This is a genomic window from Amycolatopsis sp. WAC 04197, assembly GCF_003947475.1.
In the GTDB taxonomy this organism is placed as follows: Bacteria; Actinomycetota; Actinomycetes; order Mycobacteriales; family Pseudonocardiaceae; genus Amycolatopsis; species Amycolatopsis japonica.
In genome coordinates, this window is the sequence record NZ_QHJK01000004.1 from 693,010 (window position 1) to 716,717 (window position 23,708).

A 23,708-nucleotide genomic window follows, 5' to 3' on the forward strand; every position below is an offset into this window, starting at 1 on the left:
CTCGACACCGAGGCGCTGCCGATGCCTCGGCGGGCCAGGACGCCACGACCGCGGACTCGTGCGTCGGCTATCGGCGCGCGTCGGTGTCGAGGAGCTTGGATTCGATCTCGACGGTGGCGGGACCGGCCGGTCAGGCACATCACGGGGCGGCGCGCCGGATCAGCGACGCCGCGTCGAATCGAGGGGGAGCCCATCCTTTTGGTCACCGTGTCACTGGCACTGCCTCGAGACTGCGGAAGAAGTAGCTGGCCGCGTAAACGGGTCGGTATCCTTCCGCCAGGGTCAAAGAGGGGATGCGGCGGAAAAGTGTTTCCAGGGCGATCCGGATCTCGGTTCGGGCCAGCGGCGCGCCGGGGCACACGTGCTTCCCCTTTCCGAATGCCAGGTGCTTGCGAACATTCGTGCGATCCATGTCGAAAACTTCGGGTTCGGAGAACGCTGTTTCGTCACGGTTTCCGGAGCCGAATAGCAGGAGCATCAGAGAGCCAGGGGGAAGTTCGACCCCGCCGAGCACGACTTCCCGGGTGGCGACTCGGAAAAGCCCGCGATGCGGTGCTTCTCGGCGCAGCGTTTCTTCGACCAGCTTCGGTATCGAACCTGGCAGATCGGCTCGCACCCGATCGGCCGCATGCGGGTTGGTCAACACCATCAGTGCAGCGGCGCTGATGGTGTCCCGGGTGGTGTCGTAGCCCGCCAGACGCGCGCCTGCGCGAACGAAATTGTGAATGTGGGCATCGGATAAGGGCGGTTCCCCGTCTGGTCCGTGCACCAAATCGGAGATCAGGTCATTCTTCGGATGGGCGCGGCGATCGTCTATGTGAGACTGGATGTAATGGGTGTAGTCGCCGAGGCGTCCAGCCGCTTCCACCCGATCCTGTAACGGGCCGAGGATGTTGAACACCGTCGCGACGTCGTCGGTCCATGACTGCACCTGTTCACTGTCGGCCTCGGGAAATCCGATGATCGAGTTGATCACGAACTGGACGAAAGGGCCAGCGTAGTCGGTGACCAAGTCGATCGTGCCGGTGCCGAACTCGTCGATGAGCCGGTTCGCGCGATCGTGCATCGCGGGCACCAGTGCGCGGATTCGGGTGGCCGGAAGACCCGAATCGAAGAATCGGCGCTGGTGCTCGTGTTCGGCACCATCGGCATTGACGACCGCTAGGGTTTCCTCGACCCCTCCTTGCCGCAGAACCTCCGTTACCTCCGGTGGATTCATGGAGAACCTCGGCAAAGCCATCGCGGACGAGTACGTCTCGGGATCCGCGAGCACGGTGCGCAGGTCCTCGTAGCGGGCGACCAGATAAGCGCCCAGCGTCGGCGACATCACCGGCCCGAGCCGGCGGGCGGCTCGGTAGAGTTCGCTCGGGTCTTCTCGATCTGGGCCGAACAGCGGGTTGAAATCGAGAACAGGGGTGCGTTCGGTCGAATCAGTCGACATGGCACGCCTACTTTCTTTCGGACGTGTCTACTGTTGCCATCGATCATTCGGATACGCCTAGGTGAATGGCTTTCATCCCCGAGCACGATGGCTCTTGGCAATACATGTGGCAGGGGCGGTCACTCGCGGAAGAGGCTAACAGGTGACCAAAACTATATGGAGCAGCCGAAGGGGCAGATCACTTGGATTTTTACGCGCGAGGCGGAGCTTCGCGGAGCGGTGATCACACGGCCTGGCTCGCAGGTCTGTGAGTCGGCGCAGACGTTCACCGCCGGCTGCTGCGGCGGCGATCTGCGTCGCGAACGCAGTCTGGGAGAGCCCGACGCCGTTGACGTTCAGGCGTTGGTGGAGCTTCTGGAGGATCCACTCGCCGTGGAAGCGTTCCTGCTGCTTCGGGCCAGGGTGCGCTGGGCCTCGACTCCGAACGCGCGACCTACTTCATGTTCGACGGTTTGGTGCGGCTCCCTGGGACACCTACAGTGACGATGTGCCTTGGGATCGAATCGCCGGGCACGTCGAACACTGTGTGATCGATGAGCGCGCTCAGGTGTGGCGGTGCGCCGGTGGGGTCGAATGCCTTGTGTCGCAGCGAGACGAGGAATCCGATTCGGATGTCGGTGGTCTGGTATGTGACTGCCTGTTTGAGGTATGCCTGCTTGTCGCTCAGGGGTTGTTTCATCGAGTCGAACTTCATTTCGATGCAGATGCTGAATCCGCTGAACTTGAGTCGAAGGTCGATCCGGCCGCCGCCGATGTGCTGGTTCTCGTATTCGGTGATCGCGCTGTGGCTACTGGCTTTCAAGAAGCCAAGGAGATCCTTGTGGATATGGTCTTCGACGGCCTTCGGGTCGAACAAATAGGGGTACAGATCCGATTGGGCATTGGTCCGTGAGCTGACGAACTGGATGATCAGCCGGAGGATGTCGTCCACGGCGTGCTTCGGTTCGCCCTGGTAATCGGGGCTGGCTTCCAGGTGGGTTTGGATTGTGCGGTACACCCCCTCTTCGATCAGGTTGAGGCTGTGCCGTCCGATGGTGGCGTCGCTGATCGCTTTGGCCAGTTCGGCGAGGGTCTCGGGAGATAGTTTCTCGGCGAGTTCGGCTGCCGCTGCGGATCCTGATGCGACGAGTTCGCTGAGTGGCTGCGGCAGCGACGCGGGCGCCGTGCCGCTACCGTCTTTTCCCGGCCCTGCACCGGCCAATGCTTGTGTCTTCGCCGCTTGAAGTACTACCTGTGCGGCGGCGAGCTTCTCGGTGACCTCGCGTTCGCGGTCACCCGCCGCGGCCGCGACTTCCTGCGCCAAGGCGTGGGTGTGATCTTCAAGGTTGCTCAGCAGGCCGGCGGTCCTGGCGAATCCCGATTCGATGACCGGTTGGACGAGTCTGAGCAGGCCGTCGATGTCCTCCTCGTGGGAGACCACAGCGGTGGAGCGTGAGCCCAGGTAGATCTGGAGCAGGTCGTCGACGACGACTTCGGCCTTGTAGAAGCTATCCCGTTTGAACTCCTCCCGAAGCCTACCCAGGTCGTCTGCGAGTCGAGTCCATGCCAGCAGCGCCGCTCTTTTCGGATCTCCGTACCAGTGGTTCAGGCCCATGGACGTCACGTTGATGCGGCGGACCCGCTCGGCCAGGTCGGCCAACGCGCCTGGTTCGAGCTGAGATATCGACAGGGCCTCCACATCCGGCCTTGGCGAGGACTCGTCGAGGAGCGCGCACAGCACTTCGACCACGGTCAGGAGGACGCTGGCGTCTTCGCGTTCGTAGGTGTCCCACGCGACCTGCAAGTACTTCGCGGAGTCCTCCAGTTTTCGGAGCATGTGAGGGAGGTCCGCTGCGCGGAGTGCACTGACAAGTTCGATCCCCGCCAGCACCCATGCGGCGTCGGAGGCGACGTCTTCCGGGTCGGCAGCTGGACGTGGCGCCCCCGTTGAAGGATCGATTCCCGCGACGAGGCGTACGACGCCGGTGAGGCTCGCGGCGTGCGGCCAGTGGTCGACGGCGACTCCGACGGCGCGGACCACCGCGATGCCGAGTGGCTTGGGCAATGGTGCGTCGAAGCGCTCGAGAAGGGCCAGCAAGGCGTACGGCGATCCGATCCCGCACAGGGCCAGGCGGGTGCGGGCTTCCAGCGCGCTCGCCGCTCGCAGCGCGGCACGACTGTCTGGCTCCGGTGAATCTAGGAATTCCTGGACAGTTCTTTCCAGTGCCTTGGCCAGCGCCGCGCCGACCTCGTTCAGCACAGGACCACTGTTGAGCAGAGTCTCCAGACCGTCGATGAGGATGGCCGGGCTTCGGCTGGAGGTGACCGCAGCGGACACACGGAGCATGGCTTCCGGGTAGCGGTCGGTTCGGCCACCGGAGTTGGCGGCCTCCTGCGTGACCAGGTGGACCAGCGGCGGAAGCACCGGGCTGTCGGCGAGTTCAGCGGCGTCCTGAGCAAGCCGTTCCCAGCCGCCGAGTGTGTCGAAAGTACCTTCGGCCGGCTGGCCTCCCGAGCCGGCCGCGAGGAGCGCTGTGAAGTCCCCTTCCAGTTCGACGGCCGCACCGCTGCTCATGGCGTTCCTCCTCGTTGCACTTGTCGTGCAGCTTCTCACCACACGTAGGAATTGCCCTCCGCGACAACCCGGTTGGCTTCCGGAAGAAGCTCGACGAGTGGCGTGGCGCTGCGGGTCGCGACGAAGATCTGCATCTCGGCCTCATTCGCGACGTCCTGCAGTGCCTTGACCATGGTGGCGAGATCCTCTTCCGGCATTTCCTCGGCCGAGGGGGAGTCGAGGACCAGAAATCCGGGGTGACGACCGATTCCCTCGACGTAACCGTGCTGAATCAGCGCGATGGCGGTCGCGATCTTGACCCGCAGCTTCTCCCCGGCCGTCAGCCCGGAGTACCTCTGCCTGACCCCGTTCTCACGGAGCGCCATGGAGGCAGCGCCGTTGAGCGCGAAACCACTGAGATTGTCGGCACCGAAGCTCTGCGTAAGGCGTTCGATGTCGGCGGAGATCTTGACCAGCATCGGGTCCTGGTCTTTCTTCACCCACTTCTTCAGCACCTGCTCGGCCGTGTCGACGACGGCGAGCCGCACCGGGTCGACTGGGTCGACCGCCTTGGGATCACTTGACCGGGTCAGTGCCCCCAGTGCGCCTTCGGCACGAGCCAAGTCCAGTTCGAGCACACGGCGAGTACTCGCGGCGGAAAGCAGTCCGCTCCCCGCTTCGACACGCGCCGCGGCCTCGTCCCGTTCCGTCGTCAGTGCCGCGATCTCGGCGGTCAGCTCCGCCACCGCGGCTTCGGCGGCGGTCACCGCGATCTGTGCCGCTTCGACCTCGTCCGGAGACTCTTCTTCGGCATCGGAGTCCCCGTCATCGCCGTTGGACGTCCTTGCGACCAAACCGGCGACGAGCTCGTCCGGGACGGACGCGGCCACGATGACATCGGCTTGGAGGGCTTCGAGATTGAGTTCGCCGGTGCACACCGAACACTCGTGTTTGTCCGGTTCCGCGGCCTGTCGCTCCGGAGTGACCTGTGCAGCACAACGAGGGCACACCGAAGGACGCATGTGATGGAAGAATCTTGCAGCGAGCGCGTCCTCGTAGCCGGTGTGCGCACGAGCTTTCAGTGTCTTGAGCTGCTGACGTGCCGTTCCGGCGAGCGAAGTCTGCGCGATCAGTTTCGCCTCGAGTTTGTGCGTCTCGCGTGCGAGGTCTGAGGCGCGGGTCGCGGCGTTGAGCATCACTCGCACGTCCGGCGTTCCGGGGGGCAGGTTCCTGATCTTCGCCTGAAGTTCCTGGACGTGCTTTTCTGCCGCGCGCCGGCTGACCTCCACCGCCTCACCCGCGGCATCCGCCTTGTCCTTCGCGGCGGCTTGTGCCTTGTCCAGGCCGCGTCGCGCTGTCATCGCGGCGGCCTGTACCGGTGCCCAGTCCGTACCGATGAACATCTGCATCATCCGCAGGCCGATGGTCTGCTCGTTGCCGACGATCGGATCGAGCTGGTTCGCACGGACCACGAACGAACTGGAGTACGCGGGCCACGCGTGCACCCGCGCCGCCGTGTCCGTCCAGACGGGGATGTTCTCCAACCGCAACCGAGTCATCATCAGCGAACCCATGACGCCCTCGAAATCCGCGCCGTCGAACTGGCCGAGGACCGTGGACCTGGTGTCGGAGCCGGTATCCGCGAAGCTGACGACTTGCCCGGTGGCCACCCCGTTCACCGCGTCGAAGTCCACCCGGAGCCGCTCGGCACCCACCTGCCAGTCGACCTCGACGTGCTCGATCCAGCTGCGGACGTCGTTCTGAAATTGCGGGCACCGGCCGGTCAACGACCACATGAGAACGTTCAAGAGAGTCGATTTGCCACGCAGGTTCCGCCCGGAGCCGATCCCGTTGACGCCGGGCTGCGGCGACCACACGAAGTGAAAGGGAACTCGAGCCTTCGGCCCTGTGTGTTCGCCGGCCTCCGGCGCAGCGCCGTCACCGGTCGAGCCGGTCGGTCGAATCCATTCGGGGAGATCGGCCGGGTCCACCAGCGGGTGCCCTTGGGCATCAGGGTGATCCGGTTTGAGCCACTTCGTCCCCCTGAAGTGCATCCGGGTCGCGCGCAGCGGCACGGGGACCGCTTTGGTACCGCCCAGCGGGACGCCCAACCCGCTGAGGATCTCGTCGACCTCTTCCGCGGTGAGGAAGATCGCATCGCCCGTCCGCCGCTTGGCCAGGATGCCGGCGACTTCCTTGCCCAGAGCACTCACGCCTGAATACCCTCCTGACCGCCGACTTCGGCAGCCGATCCCGTGACGGCAGTGCTCAACCCGTCGAGCCGTTCACGTACCCGCGGCGCGATCGGCGCGATGTCCACCCCTAGCTCGGTTCCCGCGTACGTGGTCTGCCGGTACTGCCGGTCCTTCAGCGCCTGCCCGCCGTCCTCCCCGGCGACCAGCGCGACCAGTTTCACCTGCTCGGTGTACCACCCCAGCGTCGGATCCGTCGTGAGCTCGGCGACCGCGGTGGCCCCGGCTTGTGTCAGGAAGAACTGGTTACGCTTGCTCTTCTTTCCCGGCTGCCCGGTGCGCCGCAGCGTCGCAAGACCGTACGTCTCCAGAAGGGAGAACGCGTCGTCGAGCTGCTCGTACGCGCCGAAGAACCACCGCGGCATCGGGTACCAGCGCAGGTCAGGTTCCGGGTCGTCCAAGAGCGACCGCGCAGTGATCAGGAGACCAGAGTCGGCCGTACCCGCTTCCACCATCGACACCAGCTCGTCGGCGAGGTAGTCCGGGTTCCGCAGCCAGAAGTCCATCGCTTGGAGCCGCAGCTCGCTCCGGACGGATTTCACAGTTCCCGGGGGATCTCCGTCCACTGTCGCCGTACCGCACCCGTCCAAGAGCGCCAACAACCGAATGGCGTGCTGGGTTCGCGTCGCGGCAGGACGTCCCTCCGTACCTGCGTTCTCTGCTGCGGTGGCCATCTTCTCCAACTTGGCATTCCCCCAGGTAGCACCGCTACCTGACCAGACGATCTTCACTGGAACGGCCGCCAGCGTGTTAACGGGCGGCAGCGCGAGGTCCCCATGGCACGCGAGACGAGCACGCCACCAGGTAGGTCGGACCGATGCAATCACTCGTTACTGTCGGACAATTGTCGTGACGAGGGTGGAATGTGGCTGATTGCCGGAGCAAACCTGAGCCAATGCGGCGAGAACCCGATCAGCCGACGGCATCGTTCACGGGGACGAGCACTGGGCCATGATTCTGGGCGGTACTGCCCGATGACGCGCCGGAGCTGTCTCATCGAGGGCCGCCGGAGATCGGACGGGTGCGGAGTGGTGCCGTCACCGAGTCGTTCACCGGCGAAATCAGCGAGATCCCGGTGCGGAACGTCGCACGGGGCCGCAAGGACCCTGGGCGCCGATCTACCAGCGCCCTCTGCGGGCTAGGACGCCACGACCGTGGACTCGTTCGAAGCCGGCGTCCGGCCGGTGGGCTGATGGCCCGCTGGAGGTTCGAGGAGAACGAGGGCAACGCGACCACGGACGAGTCCGGTAGCCTTTGTTGCCGGCTCCAAGGCGCCAAGTGGACGAAGAACCCCGACCCGCGCGGAAGCCGGTTCCGGTTCCATCTCGACGGCCAGGCCGTCCAGGCACGGGGCCGTTCCCGAGACGATCTACTGAGCCTGGAGGGCGCTCGGACTCGTGCGTCGGCTATCGGCACGCGCTGGTGTCGAGGAGTTTGGATTCGATCTCGACGGTGGCGGGGTGGGCCAGAGGGTCGAGGATTTCGAGTGCCCGGGTCCATGCGTCGCGGGCTCCGGGTGGGTCCCCTGCGGCTTGTAGCGCGTCGCCAAGGTGGTCGAGAGTCGTTGCTTCCAGGTAGGGACTGCCTAGTTCTTGGAACAGGGCGAGTGAGTCGCGGTAGCCCTGCACGGCTTCGGTGTACTGGCCGAGATTGTGGTGTGCGCGTGCGAGGCAGTGGAGGTTGTGGGCCCGGCCGTCTCGGTCGCCGATGCGGTCCAGTAAGGGTTTGGCCTCGCTGCAGCGGGCGAGGGATTGGGCGTGGTGGCCTGCTTTGCCGTGATACCAGCCGATGGCGGTGAGCGTGAATGCTTCCCACGCCTGGTGGCCCGCTTCGCGGCACAGCCGTAGAGCGTGATTGGCGTGCAGCAGAGCCCGGGTGTGGCACTGCTGCATGTCGTAGGCCGAGCTGAGGGAGAAATGGGTGATGGCCGTACCGATGATGTCCCCGAGGCCTGTGTAGAGGTCGAGCGCGTGCCGCAGGTTCTTCAGGGCTTGGTCTTGGTCGCCCAGCAGGATTTCGGCCCTGCCGAGCAGTTGGCGGCTGGTGGCTCGGGCGAAGTCGTCATCGAGGCGGTCGGCGGCCGCCAGCGCCGTGCGCTGGGACTCGGCGCGGTGCACCAGATGACCTCGCCTGCTCAGGTACGTGCTGTGCACCCAGGGCAGCTGCCAGGCGTGCACGTCGAGGCCTGCGCGGACGGCCGCCGCCGTCGCGGCGAGCAGGGTGTCGTGCTCCGTGGTGAGCCAGTGCATGGCCTGGCGGTAATCGTCGAGGGGCAGATGCGGGACGTGATCCTGCGCGGTGGCGAGCCCAATCGGTGGCCAGTGCGGTGCCAGGTGCCGTTCGGCGGCGAATCCGGTGTGGAGGTAGAAGTCGAGGCATCGGTGCAGTGCGGTTCTCCGTTCCTCGTCGGTGTCCTCCCGCTCAGCCAGTTCGGCCGCGTAGACGCGGAGCAGGTCGTGTGAGTGGAAGCGGCCGGGGCGGGGCTCGTCGACGAGGTGTGTCCGTGTCAGCTCGTCCAGCAGGGTGCGGGTGCTTGACAGGTCGATCCCGGCCAGCGCGGCTGCGGCGAACCGGCTCGCGTCGGGGCCGGGGTGCAGGCTCAGCAGCCGGAACAGCCGGGCCGCCTCGGGGCTCAGCGTGCGGTACGACCAGGAGAACACCGCTCGCACGCTCGATGTGGTGCCGTCCGCTTCCAACGCGTCCAGCCGCGCTCGCTCGTCGCGCAGTTCCTCGGCCAGGGCGCTCAGCGGGAAGGCGGGGTTGGCCACCGCGCGACCCGCCACGACGGCCAGGGCCAGCGGGAGCCGGGCGGAGTGCGCGAGAAGTCGCGCGACCGCGTCGGGTTCGGCGGTCACCCGGTCGGGTCCTAGCCGCCTGACGAGAAGCGAGACAGCTTCGATCTCTTCGAGCACGGTCAGGCGGACGGGCACGGCTCCCTCTTGGGCGATCAGATCGGTGGCCCGCTCGCGACTGGTGATCACCGTGAGGCAATCCGCGCCACCGGGAAGAAGGGGCCGGACCTGGTCGGCGTCGTAGGCGTTGTCCAGCACCACCAGTGCTCGCCGGCGGGCCAGCAGACTGCGATACAGCGCGGCCCGCGCGTCCGGGCCTGCCGGGACGTGCTCTGCCGGCACGCCTAGCGCTTCCAGGAAGCCGTGCAGTACATCGGCCGGGGACAACGGCTTGCCCACTCGATCGAACCCGCGGAGGTTCACGTACAGCTGCCCGCCGGGGAACCGTCCGGCCTCGCGATGCGCCCAGTGCAGCGCCAAGGACGTCTTGCCCGACCCTCCGGTGCCCGTCACCAGAACGACGCCGGCGGCGTCTTTCCGCGCCTTGTCGAGCAGGCCGAGTTCACGGGTGCGGGCGACGAACCACGGTGACGCCGCCGGCAACTGCCGTGGCACCGGCTCCTGGTTCTGCTCCGCCCGCTGGGCGGCGGGCGGAGGCGGCACCTGCGAGGCGAGCATCCGCTGATGCAGACGTCGCAGGTGATCGCCGGGCTCGACTCCGATCTCCGCGACGAGCCGGGCGCGGAACGTGCGGTACCGCGTCAACGCCTCCGCCCGGCGCCCGCATCGGTACAGGGCGAGCAGATGCTGACCGGCGAGTCGCTCGTCGAACGGGTTCGCCGCTATCAAGGTGGTCAGCTCGGCCAGTAGTTCGGCGTGCATCCCGAGGTTCAGTGCGACGTCGTGGCGCTCGAGCTGGGCGGTGTACCGCTCTTTCTGCAGCTGGTCGCGCATCGCCGCCAGCCAGGGGCTGTCCAGCTCGTCGAACGGCACACCTCGCCAGAGCCGCAGCGCGCGGTCGAACAGGACCAGCGCTCGCTGAGCTTCGGCGGCTTCGTGAGCCTGCCCGAGCAGACGCCGGAAGAGGTGCAGGTCGACGGTTTCGACGTCGACCTGCAGTACGTATCCGCCATTTCGGTGGGCGATGTCGAATCCCGCGACGTCCCGCAGGGCGGTCCTGAGCCGGAAGAGGTAGCTGTAGAGGGCGTTCCGAGCTTGGCGAGGGGCTCGCTCGCCCCACACCCGGTCTTCCAGCTGGGCGGCGGTCACCTTGTGGCCGGCCTCGGCAAGCAGGACGGCGAGCACGGACCGCTGGCGCGCGTGCCCGATCTCCAGATCCTGTCCGTCGAGCCGAACCCGGACTTCGCCGAGAACGGCGAACTCGACCTCCACCACAAACTCCCTCTCAACCTGCGGATTCAAGATTAGCGCGAGATACGTACAGGACTGATCACCCAAAGTAGTAGTCCCCAGGCCGACGCACGTGACGGCCTCAAGACGAAGGACGAACGCATGAGGCTTCACCCCGGTGGGCCGGTGCCGCAATCGGTCATCGCCGTGGTCCAGCCGGTACTCGTGGTCGCGTCGTCGTTGGCCGGGGCCTGGCTGTGCGCGCACTCGTCGCGCGTGCTGGGTGGGGTCCTGCTCGGCGTCGGCTTGGTGCTCTGGCTGACCTCGATTCTCCTCGCCGCGGCTCCGGGGTGGGTCATGGCGGGGGCGGCGGCCACGGTGATCGCCGCTTTCGCGGCGTGGGAGGGGGTGAACGACGCGGCGTTGGCCGAACGCGGCGTCCGCACGTCCTGCACGGTGCTCGACATCCAGACCCGTCGCGTGCCGATCCGGACCTATGACGGGGAGCACTGGAGCACGACGACGGAGACCTACTACGACCATCGCCTCGCCTGCGGGGACGAACGCGAGGAGAACGTGTCTCTGTCCTACCGCGCCGCCGGTGAGGGTGCCCGGCTGGACGTCGTCTACGACCCCGACGGCGCGGTCGCGACCCAGCCTGCCGGCGCCGTGTCGGACGGAACCCTTTCCGCGTGGATCGGTGGTACCTCGCTGCTGGTCGCCGTGGGCGCGCGCGTGCTCGGGGTCGTGCGCGACGCACAGCCCTTCGTCGGCCGCGTTCGGCGGGGGAACGGTCGGCGGTCTCGGTCGCCGGAAGGGGTGCGTCGGTCGTGAGCCGGGAACTCGTGGGTGATTCCCGCGTCACGAATGCCGGGCAGAGGGTCGGGCAGAGGGTGGGGTACGAATCTGACCCGCACCGGCGGATCTTGGTGATCTGCGCGGTGATCGGTGGCGTCCTCGCTCTGGTGCCGTTTCTGCTGTTCCTGACCAAACCGGCACTGGAGATTCAGGCCGGTGCGTTCTCCGAGAGCTTCGGAGCCGCGGCGAGCACGCGGTCCCGGTCGTTCGCCGCCGTATTCCTGGTGGTCATCCGGCTCCTGATGCTCATCGTCCTGTACCGAGCGGTGCGTCATCGTTGGCTCGCCACCCCCGACGCGCCGGTGACGCGCGCCCTAGTGGTCATGGCAGCGGCGCTGGCCACGCTGTCCGCCTTCCATCTGTTGGTGGCGGCCGTGCAGTTGGCCCAGCCGGAGTACCAGGTGTCGGAGATGGTCACCGCGAACATGAACGCCGGCCTCAGTGCCCTGCTGCTGGTGTGCCTGATCCTGGGCGGCGACCGGCTCCACCCCAGCCGTGCCGCCGACGGTGAGCGACTGCGGCGACGGGACAGGAACAGCCAGCTGTGGATCGCACTCGCGTGCGGTCTGCCGCCGATCGCGCTCCTGATCAAGATGATCCACGCGAGAGCCGAGAGCGGGGCGGACTTGGTGTCCGCGTCGCTGCTCTCGCTGCCCACGACGGCGATCGCGCTCTGGGCCGTGCATCGGATGCAACGCCATCGGCGGATGCCTTTCCGGATCCTGATCGCCGGATTCGGCTGGGGTTCGGCGGTGGCCGTCGGATACGGACTGGCGCTGCCGGTCCTGCTCGACTCCTTGAGCGATCAATTGCTGGGCCTCAACCGGTTCGTCGCGATCATCGACGGTGTCAAAGTGCCCGTCTTCGAGGAACTGGCCAAGGGCGTCGGCGTGCTGCTGATCGCCGTCGTGGCGCGGCGGTGGGTCGCCGACCTGGTGTCCGGTCTCGTCGTCGGTGCCAGTGTCGGCCTGGGGTTCAACTTCTTCGAAACCGTGTTGTACATGTCCGCCCCGGGCACGGGCGGCGCCGGCTATCAGCACTGGCTGCGGCAGGTGGTCGGGATCATGCTGATGCATGTGGCCTTCTCGGCGCTGGTCGGTGCGGCGATCGGTGCCGCCCGGCAGACGCGGAACCCGAGGACAAGGCTCGCCGTGATCGGGTGCGGCCTGCTGACCGCGATCTGCGGCCACTATCTGTACAACAGCCTGATCTCGTTGCTGCCGTTGATGTTCCGGGTCAGCGAGCCGGTGTTCGCCATGGTCGTGTTGCCCTTCCTGGTTCTGCTGCTGCTCAGTCCGCTCCTGGTGATGTACCTGGTGCTGCTGCGCCGCGGCTTGCGCTACCAGAGCGCCGCGCTCGCCATCGAACTCCGGCACGAGGCGAACAGTGGGCACGACGCGGTCACCGTCGCCGAACTGCCGGTGCTGCTCGATCCCGCACGCCGGTTCCGAACCCTTGTCGACGCCTTCCTGCGTGGTGGGCCGCTTGCTTATCGCCGGCTGTCCCGCCTGTACCAAGCCCAACTCGACCTGGGCATGTGTCACTGGCACCAGGCACGTCAGGACCCCGACCGGGCGGAGGCGGACTTCCCCGAGCTGCGGCGGCGCATCCACGACCTCAAGGCCGGCCACGAAATCCGCACAGGACGGGACCGCTGATGCGTCAAACGATCCGGAGGGTCGGGCACGTCGTCACCATCGTGCTCGCCGTACTGTTGCTCACCCCCGCGACAGCGGCAGCCCGGTGCACAGGTGGCCTCGTCAACACCCTTGGCTCCACGGGAGACGACGGCTGCGGCGGCATCTATCCGGCGGTCGGCTCCGCTGTCGCGGTGGCCGCCGCTCTCGCCGTGGCCGCCGGCCATGCCGCGTTCAGTTACGCCCGTGGCGGGACCAACGGGAAAGTCGGTACCGGCGCCAAGACCGGCATCGACCCGACACCGGAGTCGATCGCGCATGGCACGGTACGGATGGAGGACCACCCCGGTTTCGCAGCCGAGACCGCAAGAGTGAAGGCGATGGGCTTCACGATCGTCGCGGTCGAGAGCGACCCCTCGGTGGCGATCCGGCGCTTCGTCGGGTTGAAGGGGGAAACGCTCAGGACCGACCTCGAGTTCAGGCTTCGACCAGGCATGCGTTACCTGGACCTCGAACACGAACTCGGACACATCGGCCAACTCTTCGACCCGAATCGCTTCCCTGACGGCCCACCGCCGAGCGAGATCGTCACACCGACACGGAACTCGCCGTTGGGCTACAAGCGAGCGTTCAACCAGAGCGGGGTGTTGACGATCAATCAGAACGCGGTCCTGGAATACCACAACCGGCTGCAGGAACTGCTTTGGCTCAGCGAGCGTGGCGTCCCGCCGGACGTCATGCGGGAGCATCTCGCCGGAGCCGGCGACTGGTTGGACCGCTACCGAAAGGCCACGTCCGGACGGCAGGGGAACAGGACGATCGCCTGGCAACGCCGGCACTTCGGCGACCTACAGGACCTGGAACAGCGGGTGCGTTCGATGCGCGCGCGGCTGCGGCCCTGATCGCGGTGACGAGCAGGAAGAAGGTGGCACCGTGCAGGTGACTCCCAAAGCCGACTACCCGGTGGAAGTGCGTTCTCGGCGCTGGGAAGTGGATGGCCCTCAAGCCGTGCTCCACGAGGGCATCTGGGACGTTCTGCTCAACAGAATGGTGACAGTGTCATTCGTTCCCGACATCGGTCAGCCGGTCCACGACCGCGCTCGATCGACGACAGGACTCGATGAGATCACCACCGAGCGGCAGGCCCGGCTGGAAGCGGCCATGTTCGCCGACTACACGGTGACGCCGAACACCGAATTGGCAGGCCGCACAACCCGATCACAGACCACATTCTGGCGCGGCTTGGTGTTCTACGTCGACCCGGCCGAGTACGCGCGACAGGCGGCCGACCTGCGGGCACTCGACGTCGTGGGTGCCACGGTCTCCGAACTTCGCGGGCACCCGGCCGTGGACTTCATCGAACGTATCGTCGCCTCGCCCGAGTTCGCCGACGAGGATGCGTTCTGGTTGCGCGGAGAGGACTGACGGCGGTCAATATGCCGCAAGGAGGAACAATGGAATTCGACTTCTATGTCACCGACCTCGGAAGCCTGTTGGGCGGCTGGACGGTCAACGTGATCGGGGCCGAACTGAGCAAGCACAGCCGGTTGCTGTGCGCCGAGGTCTCCCGTTCGTCGTACTCCACTCTGGACAGAGTCGTCAGAGCCGGCCGGGAGGACCGGGATCGCTGGTGTTCGGCGACGCGCCGACTGCTGGCGGAGATCCACACCCTGCAGGAACGTGAGGAAGCCGTCAGCCTCCACCGGCGGGCGCCGTTTCGGGGTGGTCTGTGGTGGCGGATCAAGTACGCGCGGCGGAACTGGTTGCTGCGAAAGGGTTATGACGCGGCGAGCGCGCGCCTCCGGTCGGACTTCGCCACCGCTCTCGCGGACCACCAGAAGAGCATGGATGATCTTCCCGCGTACCTGGAGGAGTACGCCATGCGGGAGAAGGAGCGCAAACGGCGAGAAGATGAGCAGGCCAGGAAGAAGCGTGCGGAGGCCATCGCCGACGTGTCCGGTCCGGTGTGGGCTTATGAGATTCGCACGCAGCCAGGCGGGCGCCGCAGCTTCTGGATCTATCTGATGAGCCTGGACGCCGGAGGTGGCGGTAAGCACACCGTGCAGGAGGTCCATGCCGCGCTGACCGCGGAACGGGCCGAACATCGCTATACCGGCGTGTATTGGGCGCAGGAGACCGCTCGCGCGTTGGAGGAGAAATACGAGACCGTGGCATGGGGATGGGCACGGCTCACCGGCGAAGTGATCACCCCGCGTCCTCACGACCCGAGTGATCCACCTATCTGGTCGAAGTACCACGGCGCTCCCTCGAGCAACTACGGCAGCGGCAGCTTCTGATGAAGGACAAGGCGAACGGAGCCGTCTCGAAGAGCACGACATCGGTCACCGGGCCTCTGACGTTTGCGTATGATGGCCACTTCGTGCCGGGTGGACTGGCTGGTGCCGGCCGCGTTGCTGGGCTTGTCGGACTCCGCACGCGCCGCCGGCGCGCACATCGTCGGCGACTTCCGCCGCACTGAACGCAACCGGCTGATGGAGATCGCCTATCGCTTCGCCGGATTCACCGACGACCTGCCGACGCTGGACCGCGCCTGTCTGGAACGGTCCCCGGGCGATGCCGGAGACGCGGTGTTCCATCTCGTCCCCGGCTGAGGGAAACGACGAGCGGTATCGCGATCGAACGGCCGTGGCAGACCCCGCTGTGAAGGCGGGGAAGTCGAGGGAGGGGTGCCGCATCGAAAAGTAGTAGGTGCCGGTGAACACCTCTGGCTGCATCTCCGAGGTGCTGCTTCATTTCACAGAAGTGCCACCGAGTTGATCATTTCCGTGGAGCCCTTCTCGCTGAGGGCGGACTCGTGGAGTTCGTGCAACCTCCGCGAATACGGTGCCATGTCTTCCACTGCTTCCAGGACCAACATCGCGGTGACAGTGTGAACGATGAGGACGGAGTTGCCGTCGTAATCCTCGAAGAAGCCGAACGCGGTTTGAAAGCCTTCATCGAGACTCTCGGACGGGACGATGTGCACGTGGCAGTGCGGCAGCGGTGAACACCCCAAAAGGGGTGATTCTTTGGCTGTGGGCACCTGGCCCGACCGGGTTCTACTCGAGAGTATTGGGCCGGGACTCATCGGGGTGGTTCATAACCAACCAGTAATTCCGTTTCTGGGAACTGGTCGAGCGCCCTGCGCGGCCGACCTGATCCCTGTGCCGAGGAGTGTCATGGGGTCCGCCCTTGTCTTTACTCTGCAGTTCCCCGTTGCCGGGTCGGTAAAATATCCATCCCGATGATAGGATGGAATCAGGCGGACGTGGATGGCAAAGTTTCCGGCATGCTTGCCAATCGGCATCGAAAGTGCCCGAAAGGACGCTCTGTGGCAAAATATCGGGCAGACATCAAGAAAATGTCGCGCCGGGGAGTCTGATTTTTTGCCGCCGGCCCGAATTCGGTTCATAATCTGCTCTATGGACATGGTTCTGGTCTTGAGTGATGACGTCGCAGCGGCAAGCAGGGTGGCTACAATCCTCCAGCGAACTTTCCTGGTCGATCGTGCACTGTCGGTGAGGGAGGCAAAATTCGCAATCAAGGGCGGCGAGCATGCTGGCGTGATCATGAATTTGGAGGTCGCTAGTCGAGGGAGAGTGACGGCGGCGGTCAAGGAGCTGCTTGCGTATGGATCGAAACCGATCCTTGTCCTGACGGGTCATCAGAAAGAGGCCGATATAGTGCAAATATTTCATGCGGGTGCCGATGAATGTCTGCCGTCGACCGTGGCCGGAGTCGAACTGCTGGCTCGGGCCAGGGCGATGATTCGCAGGCAGGAAAACCACCTGCCGGTGGGAGCGGATATCGTTATCGGTGCGCTTCGTATCAACCCGGTGGGCAGGGTGGTGACCTTGGACGGCCGCATCATCGAACTCGCCGGACGCGAGTTCGACCTTCTGCTCGCCTTGGCGAGGCGCCCTGGGTATACCTTCGGTCGGCATGAACTTCAGAAGGCCCTGTGGGGCGAGCACAGCCCCGGAAGACTCAATGTCAACACCTATATCACCAGACTTCGTCAAAAAATGGGCGAGGTCGCGGGTAGGCCGCGTTTCCTGCACACCGTCTACGGCAAAGGGCTGAAGCTGCATGGTTCTGGGGTCGGTCAACTGAGGCAACCTGAGCAGATCGCCGCGACCGTAAGAAAAATCGAGTCCTGACGCGATGCGGATCCTCGCGAGAGAAACAGGGGTCCTGTGTTCGCGCTCGCGGAGAGAAACGCCGACTTGACGTGACGGGCTCTCTCGTCGTCTGCCCGAGAGGTGGGCGAATGTGGTTTGGCCGGTGCCGGTCCTCGGCCCAGGCTCCTTGGTGAAGCCGGGAAAGCGGCTTCGTAACCCGGCCTCGCCGACAAGCCTGCTCCTGCCACCTTGACTTGTCCCTCGATAGGCGACGAGCCGGTTGAGTGGGGAAGACCTGATCGGTGATGAACAGAGAGAGCGCGGCCTGCACGGCGCGAGCCGGTCGGCCGATACAGCCAGCGCGCCTGTAGCCCACCAGTCAGGAAGTGTTGAACAGGAACGGTGCGCTCCATCACCGCCACCAGGTCTGTCCAGTGCGGCCGCTGAGACTCGCATACCTCCGATGAGACGGGTCGGGCTCAGCCGTCTGCCACGGCGGTCCATACGGGACGGGATTCGTTCTCCATGATCCCGCCGGCGCCGACTTCACATTCGCAACGTCGAAGCAGCGGAAGCCGTGACGTGCAAACCGAAGTGGTGGCTCGCACCAATACGGACAACGATCGCACCGTTACCGTTGTGGTGATCGGCCCTGTTGGCCGTCAACAACTGTTGTACGGCAATGTAACCGGATCCGATGGGGGGGTTATCGGTGTTCAAGCAGGAAGCTCCTCGCGCCTCCCTGTTTCAGCCGTCGAAGGGTCTCGTTTCGCTGGCTCAGGGTCGCTCGGCCGTGTCACGGTCCTGAGGTCGGTGTAGGAGTCGAGGGCGAACGTCGCTCCGGAGCGGCCGAGCCCGCTGGCCTTGTTGCCACCGAACGGAGCGTCGGGGTGGCGGGCGACGGTGTTGATGCCGATCTGGGCGGATCGCAGTCGCCGTGCGAGACGCCGGGCGTAATCGGTGTCGTCGCTGAAGATGTAGTCGGACAAGCCGTAATGGGTGCTGTTCGCGGCTTCGACGGCTTCGTCGTCGCCGGAAGTCCGCATCACGCACAGGACCGGACCGAAAGCCTCTTCCCGCATCAGCGTGTTTTCCGGGGAGCAGCCGGTCACCAGGGTCGCCGGATGGTGGAACCCGATTTCGGGAAGGTCGGCTTTCCGATGGACCTCACAGCCTTCGTGCTCCGCGGTGTCCACGAGCCGGGTCACGGTCTCGCGTTGTGCGGCGCTGATGAGCGGGCCGACGGTCGTCTCCGGATGCCGGGGGTCACCGTGGCGCAGGTCCGCCCGTAGGGTCAGCAGGCGGTCGACGAGGGCGTCGTGCACCTTCGCGTCGGCGAGGATGCGGGCGGGGGTGAGGCAGACCTGTCCGGCTTGGACGGTCCAGGTGCGCGAGACGGCGGTGGCGACTTGGTCGACGTCGGCGTCCTCGCGGACGATGACCGCTCCTTTGCCGCCGAGTTCGAGAAGCAGGCGCTTCATGCCGGGGGCGGCGTTGCGGTAGATGTCGATGCCGACGCCGGTGCTGCCGGTGAAACTGACGGCTCCGACAGCGGGATGGGCGACCAGTGCCGCGCCGGCTTCGGCTCCGGAACCGAGCACGAGGTTGACCGCACCCGCCGGGGCGTTGAGCTCACGCAAAGCGAGGGTGAGGGCATCGGACAGCGCGGCGACCAGCAGAGGATCCTGCGGCGCGGGCTTGAGCACCACGGTATTGCCCGCGAACAAGGCCGGCGCGGCCTTGCCCACCATGGCGAGCAAGGGGAAGTTGTACGGGCTGATGCAGGCGACCACGCCGACCGGGGTCCGTTCTATCGTGGCACCGATCCCGTCGCGCTGGTCCGGTGAGGGCAGGACGAGACGGTCTTCTCCTTGCGCGGCCCAGTAACGGAGCCGGTCGATCGCGCGGCCCACCTGCACCTCCGCGGCGACCGCGGTCCGCGCGCCCGTGTCGGCGACCGCGAGTTCGATCAGCTCTTCGCGTCGCGCGTCGAGACGGTCCGCGGTCAAGGCGAGGATCGCTTTGCGGGTGAACAGCGGCAGATCCGCGAACGTGGGACTCGCCGCGGCGGCGGCTTCGGCCGCCTCACCGGCAAGGTCGGCGCCGCATTCGGCGACCTCGGCGATCGGCAGTTCGGTAGTGGGGTCGAGCACTGTGTAGGTGTCCGGAGTGAAGATCTCGTCGCCGCCGACGCGTGCGGGCACGCGGATGTGGGTCATCAAACACCTCTGAGGTCGAAGAATCCGCGTTCGAGTTCGCCCCGCCGCAGGTCGGCGATCAGATCACCGGCCTCCGACGGCGGGGCTACTCGTGTGACGAGTGGGGTCAGGGAGAATTCTCCGGCCAGGGCCCTGCGTGCCAGTTCGGGTAGCGCCGTCCGGGGATCGACCGAGCCCATCCGGCAGCCCAGGAGCGCCTTGTCGTGGAAGAGGGACCGGATCCGCAGCGACAGCTCGGTGTCGGCGGACGGCAGCCCGACAATCACCGCCCGCCCGCCCCAGCCGAGCGACGCGATGGTGGCGTTCAGCAGATCGGCGCGGCCGACGCATTCGAACGCCGCGTCGGCCCCGTCGGGGACGGTGTCAAGGCAAGCCTTCGCGACATCGGAGGCCTCGGGGGTGACGAAGAAGTCGGTGGCTCCACAGGCGACGGCGATGTCGTGTTTGCGCGGGTTCCGGTCGCAGACGATGATCCGGCCCGCGCCCGCGGCACGGGCGGCGAGCACGACGTTGAGGCCGATGCCACCGGCGCCGACGACCAGTACCGTTTCACCCCGTCGCACGCGAGCGCGTTCTTCCACCGCGCCGAACGCGGTCACGGTCGCACACCCGAGCATGGCCGCTTCGGCGTCGGGTAGCTCCTCCGGGATGGGGATGGCCTGGGACTGCGAGACGACGGTGCGTTCGGCGAAGGCGCCGGTCCGCACGAACTGCTGGACGGGGAGCCCGTCACGGCTGAACGGGGTGGCTGCCGGCTCGGCGGTGCGGCGGCAGGCGGTGCGGCGCCCGGCACGGCAGTGCTCGCAGGCCCCGCACGGGCGGAACACCGACAGCACGACCCGGGTGCCGATCGGGAGCCGGACACCGGGACCGCGCTCCACGATCCGGCCGACGGCTTCGTGACCGAGCACCACGGGTACTTCCTGGGTGATCTTGCCGTCGATTGGGTTGAGGTCGCTGTGGCACAGCCCCGCTGTGGCGATCTCGACGACCACTTCACCGGGTCCGGGTGGGCGGTGCAGCAGATCGTCCACCAAGGCGAGCTCGGAGCCGTCCCATACCAGTCCGCGCATATCGCTCCCGTCGTTGGGTGACGGCGGCCAACACTATCAGGTGATTCATTCCAGCGAAATCACATTTTACTCAGTAATATTGCAGCTTGCTGAAGTCTTGCTTGAAGTGGGCTCCATCACTTAGGCTCATTGAAAGTCAATTCTACTGAGTGAAACTACCGAGGTGCTCCATGCGACAGAGATCAATGCTGATCAGGGGCGGGTCACTGGCCGCGCTCCTGTCGCTGCTCGCGGCCGGGGTGTCGGCCTGTGGTGAATCGGCCTCGAGTGGCGGTGACGCGGGGGCGGCTGGAGCCGACGCCTGTCCCACGGCCGAGACGACGGGCGACATCACCCTCACCGTCAGTTCGAACCTGGCCGTCTTCGCTCCGGTGCTGCTCGCGATTCAGGACGGCGCCTTCAAGAAAGCCGGATTGAACGTCACCGTCCAGCGTCTGAGCGCGGCGGAGTCGGTGCCGTTGGTGGCTCAGGGGAAGGCTGACGCGCAGGTGACCTCGTACTCGTCGGCGCAGTTCAACGCGGTGAGCGGCGGTGTCGATGTCAAGTGGATCCTGCCGTTGGACACCCAGCCTCAGGCCCGTGACGACGCCGTCCTGCCGGGATTCTGGGCTCGGGAAGACGTGGTGGGTACCGGGGCGCAACCCGATTTCGCGAAGCTGCGTGGCCAGACGATCGGTTCGCAGACGTCGGGCACCGGGATCAGCGGCAAGATCTTGAGCGACGCGCTGGCCCAGGGCGGTCTCGGGCTGCCGGATGTGAAGATCACCAGGCTGGTCGGCGCCGACGCTTTGGCGGCGCTCAAGAACAAGGCCGTGGCCGCGACCTGGATCGCCTCCCCGGGAGAGATCGAGGCGAGTAAGACCGCCGGGCTGCGTCGTATCGCGACCTACCCGCCGGGAGTCACCGGAACGTCGATCATCGCCGGTCCGAAGCTGCTCGACCGCCCGGCGATCGCGGTGAAGTTCGCGCAGGTCATCAGCGAGACCGTCAAGAAGTATCTCGTCGGGGACTACCGCAAGCAGCCCGAGAGTGTCACGCAGCTGACGAAGGCCCTCGAAGTCGACGCGTCGGTCATCCAGCAGACCGAACCGCTGGTCTTCGATCCCGACCTCAGCATGGCGGGTGCCGACAAGTTCCTCGACGACCTGCAGGCCTTCTTCCTCAAGGAGAACGCTCTCGACTACAAGGAAGCCCTGCCTGCCTCGCGGCTCATCGACACCAGCGTGGCCGATTCGGCTCGCACGTGCTCGCGTGCTTGGTTCCAGCCTTAGCCGAGAGGTGACGCGAAGGTGGGGAGGCCGGTACGGCTCGTCGACCACGTCGGGCAGGGGGTGGAGTGGTGTCGCGAAAGCCACTTTCGAGACGTCTGATGTCCCGAAAGTGGCTTTCGCGTCGCGTCGTTGAGCCGATGCCGGACCGTCGGCGAAATCCGGAAACGCCACTTGTGCCCGCGGCGGGTACTCAAGCCACGGTTGGCTTCAACCCGAATCGCCACTCGCGACCAGGATCTCGATCAGGGCCCGGCCGGCCGGGGAAAGGTCCGCCGTGCGGTGGATGAGACCGACTTCGCGGGACAACAAGGGTTCCACCGGGCGCAAGGCGACACCGGGAAGCATGACCTCGGCGACCCGGCGCGGCGCGAAGGTGCACAACGCCCCGGCTGCCACCAGTTCCCACAGCAGCTGGCGGTGTGCGCACCGGCAGCGCACCTCGCCTACCAGCGGGGCCATTCTTTCCGCGCTCGGCTGGGTGCCGAGGACGTCCTTGGTCACCACGCCGAAGGGCAGCCGTGCGAGGTCTGCCACCGTCACCCGGAAGGGCAGAGTCTTGTCGAACGACTCCGGGGCGGCCAGCACCAGTTCCTCCGAACCCAGTGAGCGCACGGCGAGCGCGGTTTCCTGAACCGGGAGCTCGAGAAGGCCGAGTTCGGCTTCGCCGCTACGCACCATTGACAGCACGCCCGCGGGAGTCGCGCCGTCCCGCACGTGGACCTGCACTCCGGGATACCGGTGACGTAGTTCCGTCAGTGCCCCGGCCAGGGGGGCGATGGCGAACGTCGACATCGTGGTGACGGTGAGCCGGCCCGATTCCAGTTTCGCGACCCGCAGCACGCGCAGCCGCGCCTCCTCGGCGTCGGCCAGGACGCGCCGGGCCACGGGCTCGAGCGCCCGGCCCGCCGCTGACGGTGTCATGCCGCGACCGGTCCGATCGAACAGTTCGACGCCCAGCTTGCTTTCGAGATTGCGGATCGCCTGCGACAGTGACGGCTGGGCCACGTAGAGCGCCGTCGCCGCACGGGTCACTCCGCCGTGGTCCACCACCGCGAGGAAGTACCGCATCAGGCGCAGGTCCATAAAGGAAGGTTACTGCCCGGGCGCCGTCAGCTCCGCCGCGCCGAACAGGGCGCCGATCAGCGGCAACTGGTCGAGTGCCTCCTCGAACAGCAGGGAAAGATAGATCCCGTCCACCACGTCGGCCAGCTTGAGCAACCGGTCGCGGCATTCCTCCGCGGTCCCGCAGACGACGAACCGGTCGAGCAGGTAGTCCTCGACGTCGGGACGGTCGGCGAACAGCGCGGCGTTCGGAGTCGCGCCGGACCGGCCGTGCCAGTCGTAGTCGTAGGCGGCGAACCGCCGCGTCAGCACGTCGGCGAAGTCCGGCGGCACGTTCTTTCCGGCCATTGTGGACGCGAACGCGAAATGCGCCGCGCTGATGGCCCGGGGGAGCATTCGCCGCCGCAGGCTCGTGCGGTGCGCCTCGTCTTGGGTCACGGCGAGCCGGACCGACGCCCAGACCTGCCACGGCGTGCCTCGGCCCGGCTGGGCCGCGGTGCCTTCTTCGGTGATCATGCGCAGGGCTCCGCGGTCCGCGCCGACGCCGGCGATGACTCCGTCGGCGACGCGACCGGCGAGCCGGGCCGTGGCCGGGCCGCTCGCGGCGACCAGGACCGGGACGTCCGGGACATCGTGCTTGATCGTTTCGATCGTGCCGCGCAGATCCTTCAGGGGCGCGGGCTTCAGCCCGAACGTGTGGACGGCGGAGTCGCCGCGTCCGACGCCCAGCCGGAATCGGCCCGGGTAGGCGTTCTGGAACGACCTCGCCGCGCTGATGTGCACCGAAGGGTGGCGAGTGACCGGATTCGTGACGCTCGTCGAGATGGTCAGGCGCGAGGTCGCCGCGAGCGCGTCCGCGCACGCCGAATACAGCTCACCGTAATGCGGGGAGTCGCCGACACCCATGCCCCACAGGCCGGCGGCCTCGGCTCGTTCGGCGACGGCTCGGGTCAGCTCCCGCCGCACGGGCAGCCAGTTGACGCACAGTCTCATGTGGACTCCGGAAGGAAATCGATGCGCGAACGCGCGAGAGTTTCCAGCTATACGCCACGTGGACTCGCGAGGCAAGGCTCGGTCTCGGACCCTTGACAGTGTGTGG

General features: G+C 66.4%; 18 protein-coding genes. 8 read left to right on the forward strand and 10 right to left on the reverse strand.

The window, feature by feature from the left end; genetic code table 11:
• Nucleotides 1–202: 202 nt before the first annotated feature.
• From DMC64_RS20155 to DMC64_RS20175, 5 genes are all read right to left on the reverse strand, one after another.
• Complete coding sequence (locus DMC64_RS20155) at nucleotides 203–1,441, reverse strand: cytochrome P450 (RefSeq protein ID WP_125734736.1); 1,239 nt, start codon at nucleotides 1,439–1,441, stop codon at nucleotides 203–205.
• Between the two features lie 433 nt (nucleotides 1,442–1,874).
• A complete protein-coding gene (locus tag DMC64_RS20160) occupies nucleotides 1,875–3,995 on the reverse strand; it encodes a hypothetical protein (protein WP_125734737.1) in 2,121 nt (706 codons plus the stop codon).
• Between the two features lie 35 nt (nucleotides 3,996–4,030).
• The gene (locus tag DMC64_RS20165) at nucleotides 4,031–6,187 is read right to left on the reverse strand and encodes an ATP-binding protein (RefSeq protein ID WP_199755025.1); all 2,157 of its coding nucleotides are present in this window, start codon (nucleotides 6,185–6,187) and stop codon (nucleotides 4,031–4,033) included.
• Nucleotides 6,184–6,768 (reverse strand): hypothetical protein, encoded by a 585-nt coding sequence (locus DMC64_RS20170; RefSeq protein ID WP_199755026.1) that lies wholly within the window; start codon nucleotides 6,766–6,768, stop codon nucleotides 6,184–6,186. The genes DMC64_RS20165 and DMC64_RS20170 overlap by 4 nt, the downstream gene beginning before the upstream one ends.
• Before the next feature lie 864 nt (nucleotides 6,769–7,632).
• Nucleotides 7,633–10,410: a BTAD domain-containing putative transcriptional regulator gene (locus DMC64_RS20175; RefSeq protein ID WP_158634230.1), complete on the reverse strand. Its 2,778-nt coding sequence runs from the start codon at nucleotides 10,408–10,410 to the stop codon at nucleotides 7,633–7,635.
• A 120-nt stretch (nucleotides 10,411–10,530) separates the two neighbouring features.
• On the opposite strand from DMC64_RS20175, the gene DMC64_RS42705 reads away from it, so the two are divergent.
• The 6 genes from DMC64_RS42705 to DMC64_RS20205 all read left to right on the forward strand — a co-directional run bounded on the left by DMC64_RS42705 (nucleotide 10,531) and on the right by DMC64_RS20205 (nucleotide 15,475).
• The gene (locus tag DMC64_RS42705) at nucleotides 10,531–11,202 is read left to right on the forward strand and encodes a hypothetical protein (RefSeq protein ID WP_158634231.1); all 672 of its coding nucleotides are present in this window, start codon (nucleotides 10,531–10,533) and stop codon (nucleotides 11,200–11,202) included.
• Nucleotides 11,203–11,261: 59 nt separating this feature from the next.
• The gene (locus tag DMC64_RS20185; protein WP_125734741.1) at nucleotides 11,262–12,884 is read left to right on the forward strand and encodes a PrsW family intramembrane metalloprotease; all 1,623 of its coding nucleotides are present in this window, start codon (nucleotides 11,262–11,264) and stop codon (nucleotides 12,882–12,884) included.
• Between the two features lie 41 nt (nucleotides 12,885–12,925).
• Entirely contained in the window at nucleotides 12,926–13,765 is an 840-nt protein-coding gene (locus tag DMC64_RS20190) for a hypothetical protein (RefSeq protein ID WP_125734742.1), read from the forward strand.
• A gap of 31 nt (nucleotides 13,766–13,796) precedes the next feature.
• Entirely contained in the window at nucleotides 13,797–14,288 is a 492-nt protein-coding gene (locus DMC64_RS20195; RefSeq protein WP_125734743.1) for a hypothetical protein, read from the forward strand.
• Nucleotides 14,289–14,317: 29 nt separating this feature from the next.
• Nucleotides 14,318–15,160: a hypothetical protein gene (locus DMC64_RS20200; RefSeq protein ID WP_125734744.1), complete on the forward strand. Its 843-nt coding sequence runs from the start codon at nucleotides 14,318–14,320 to the stop codon at nucleotides 15,158–15,160.
• Between the two features lie 69 nt (nucleotides 15,161–15,229).
• Nucleotides 15,230–15,475, forward strand: a complete 246-nt coding sequence (locus tag DMC64_RS20205) for a hypothetical protein (protein ID WP_125734745.1) — start codon at nucleotides 15,230–15,232, stop codon at nucleotides 15,473–15,475.
• Between the two features lie 143 nt (nucleotides 15,476–15,618).
• Here DMC64_RS20205 and DMC64_RS20210 read toward each other — a convergent pair whose 3' ends face one another.
• Nucleotides 15,619–15,906: a Scr1 family TA system antitoxin-like transcriptional regulator gene (locus DMC64_RS20210; RefSeq protein WP_125734746.1), complete on the reverse strand. Its 288-nt coding sequence runs from the start codon at nucleotides 15,904–15,906 to the stop codon at nucleotides 15,619–15,621.
• Nucleotides 15,907–16,285: 379 nt separating this feature from the next.
• Between DMC64_RS20210 and DMC64_RS20215 the strand changes: the two genes are divergently transcribed.
• The gene (locus DMC64_RS20215) at nucleotides 16,286–17,023 is read left to right on the forward strand and encodes a response regulator transcription factor (RefSeq protein ID WP_158634232.1); all 738 of its coding nucleotides are present in this window, start codon (nucleotides 16,286–16,288) and stop codon (nucleotides 17,021–17,023) included.
• Nucleotides 17,024–17,700: 677 nt separating this feature from the next.
• Here DMC64_RS20215 and DMC64_RS20220 read toward each other — a convergent pair.
• Both DMC64_RS20220 and DMC64_RS20225 read right to left on the reverse strand, forming a co-directional pair.
• A complete protein-coding gene (locus DMC64_RS20220) occupies nucleotides 17,701–19,203 on the reverse strand; it encodes an aldehyde dehydrogenase (protein WP_125734748.1) in 1,503 nt (500 codons plus the stop codon).
• A complete protein-coding gene (locus tag DMC64_RS20225) occupies nucleotides 19,203–20,276 on the reverse strand; it encodes an alcohol dehydrogenase catalytic domain-containing protein (protein WP_125734749.1) in 1,074 nt (357 codons plus the stop codon). The genes DMC64_RS20220 and DMC64_RS20225 overlap by 1 nt, the downstream gene beginning before the upstream one ends.
• A gap of 170 nt (nucleotides 20,277–20,446) precedes the next feature.
• On the opposite strand from DMC64_RS20225, the gene DMC64_RS20230 reads away from it, so the two are divergent.
• On the forward strand, nucleotides 20,447–21,547 hold the full coding sequence (locus tag DMC64_RS20230; protein ID WP_125734750.1) for an ABC transporter substrate-binding protein: 1,101 nt from the start codon (nucleotides 20,447–20,449) through the stop codon (nucleotides 21,545–21,547).
• Between the two features lie 207 nt (nucleotides 21,548–21,754).
• Here the strand turns inward: DMC64_RS20230 and DMC64_RS20235 are convergent, their stop codons facing one another.
• Both DMC64_RS20235 and DMC64_RS20240 read right to left on the reverse strand, forming a co-directional pair.
• Nucleotides 21,755–22,630: a LysR family transcriptional regulator gene (locus DMC64_RS20235; RefSeq protein WP_125734751.1), complete on the reverse strand. Its 876-nt coding sequence runs from the start codon at nucleotides 22,628–22,630 to the stop codon at nucleotides 21,755–21,757.
• A gap of 9 nt (nucleotides 22,631–22,639) precedes the next feature.
• On the reverse strand, nucleotides 22,640–23,602 hold the full coding sequence (locus DMC64_RS20240; protein ID WP_158634233.1) for an LLM class flavin-dependent oxidoreductase: 963 nt from the start codon (nucleotides 23,600–23,602) through the stop codon (nucleotides 22,640–22,642).
• Between the last annotated feature and the right edge of the window lie 106 nt (nucleotides 23,603–23,708).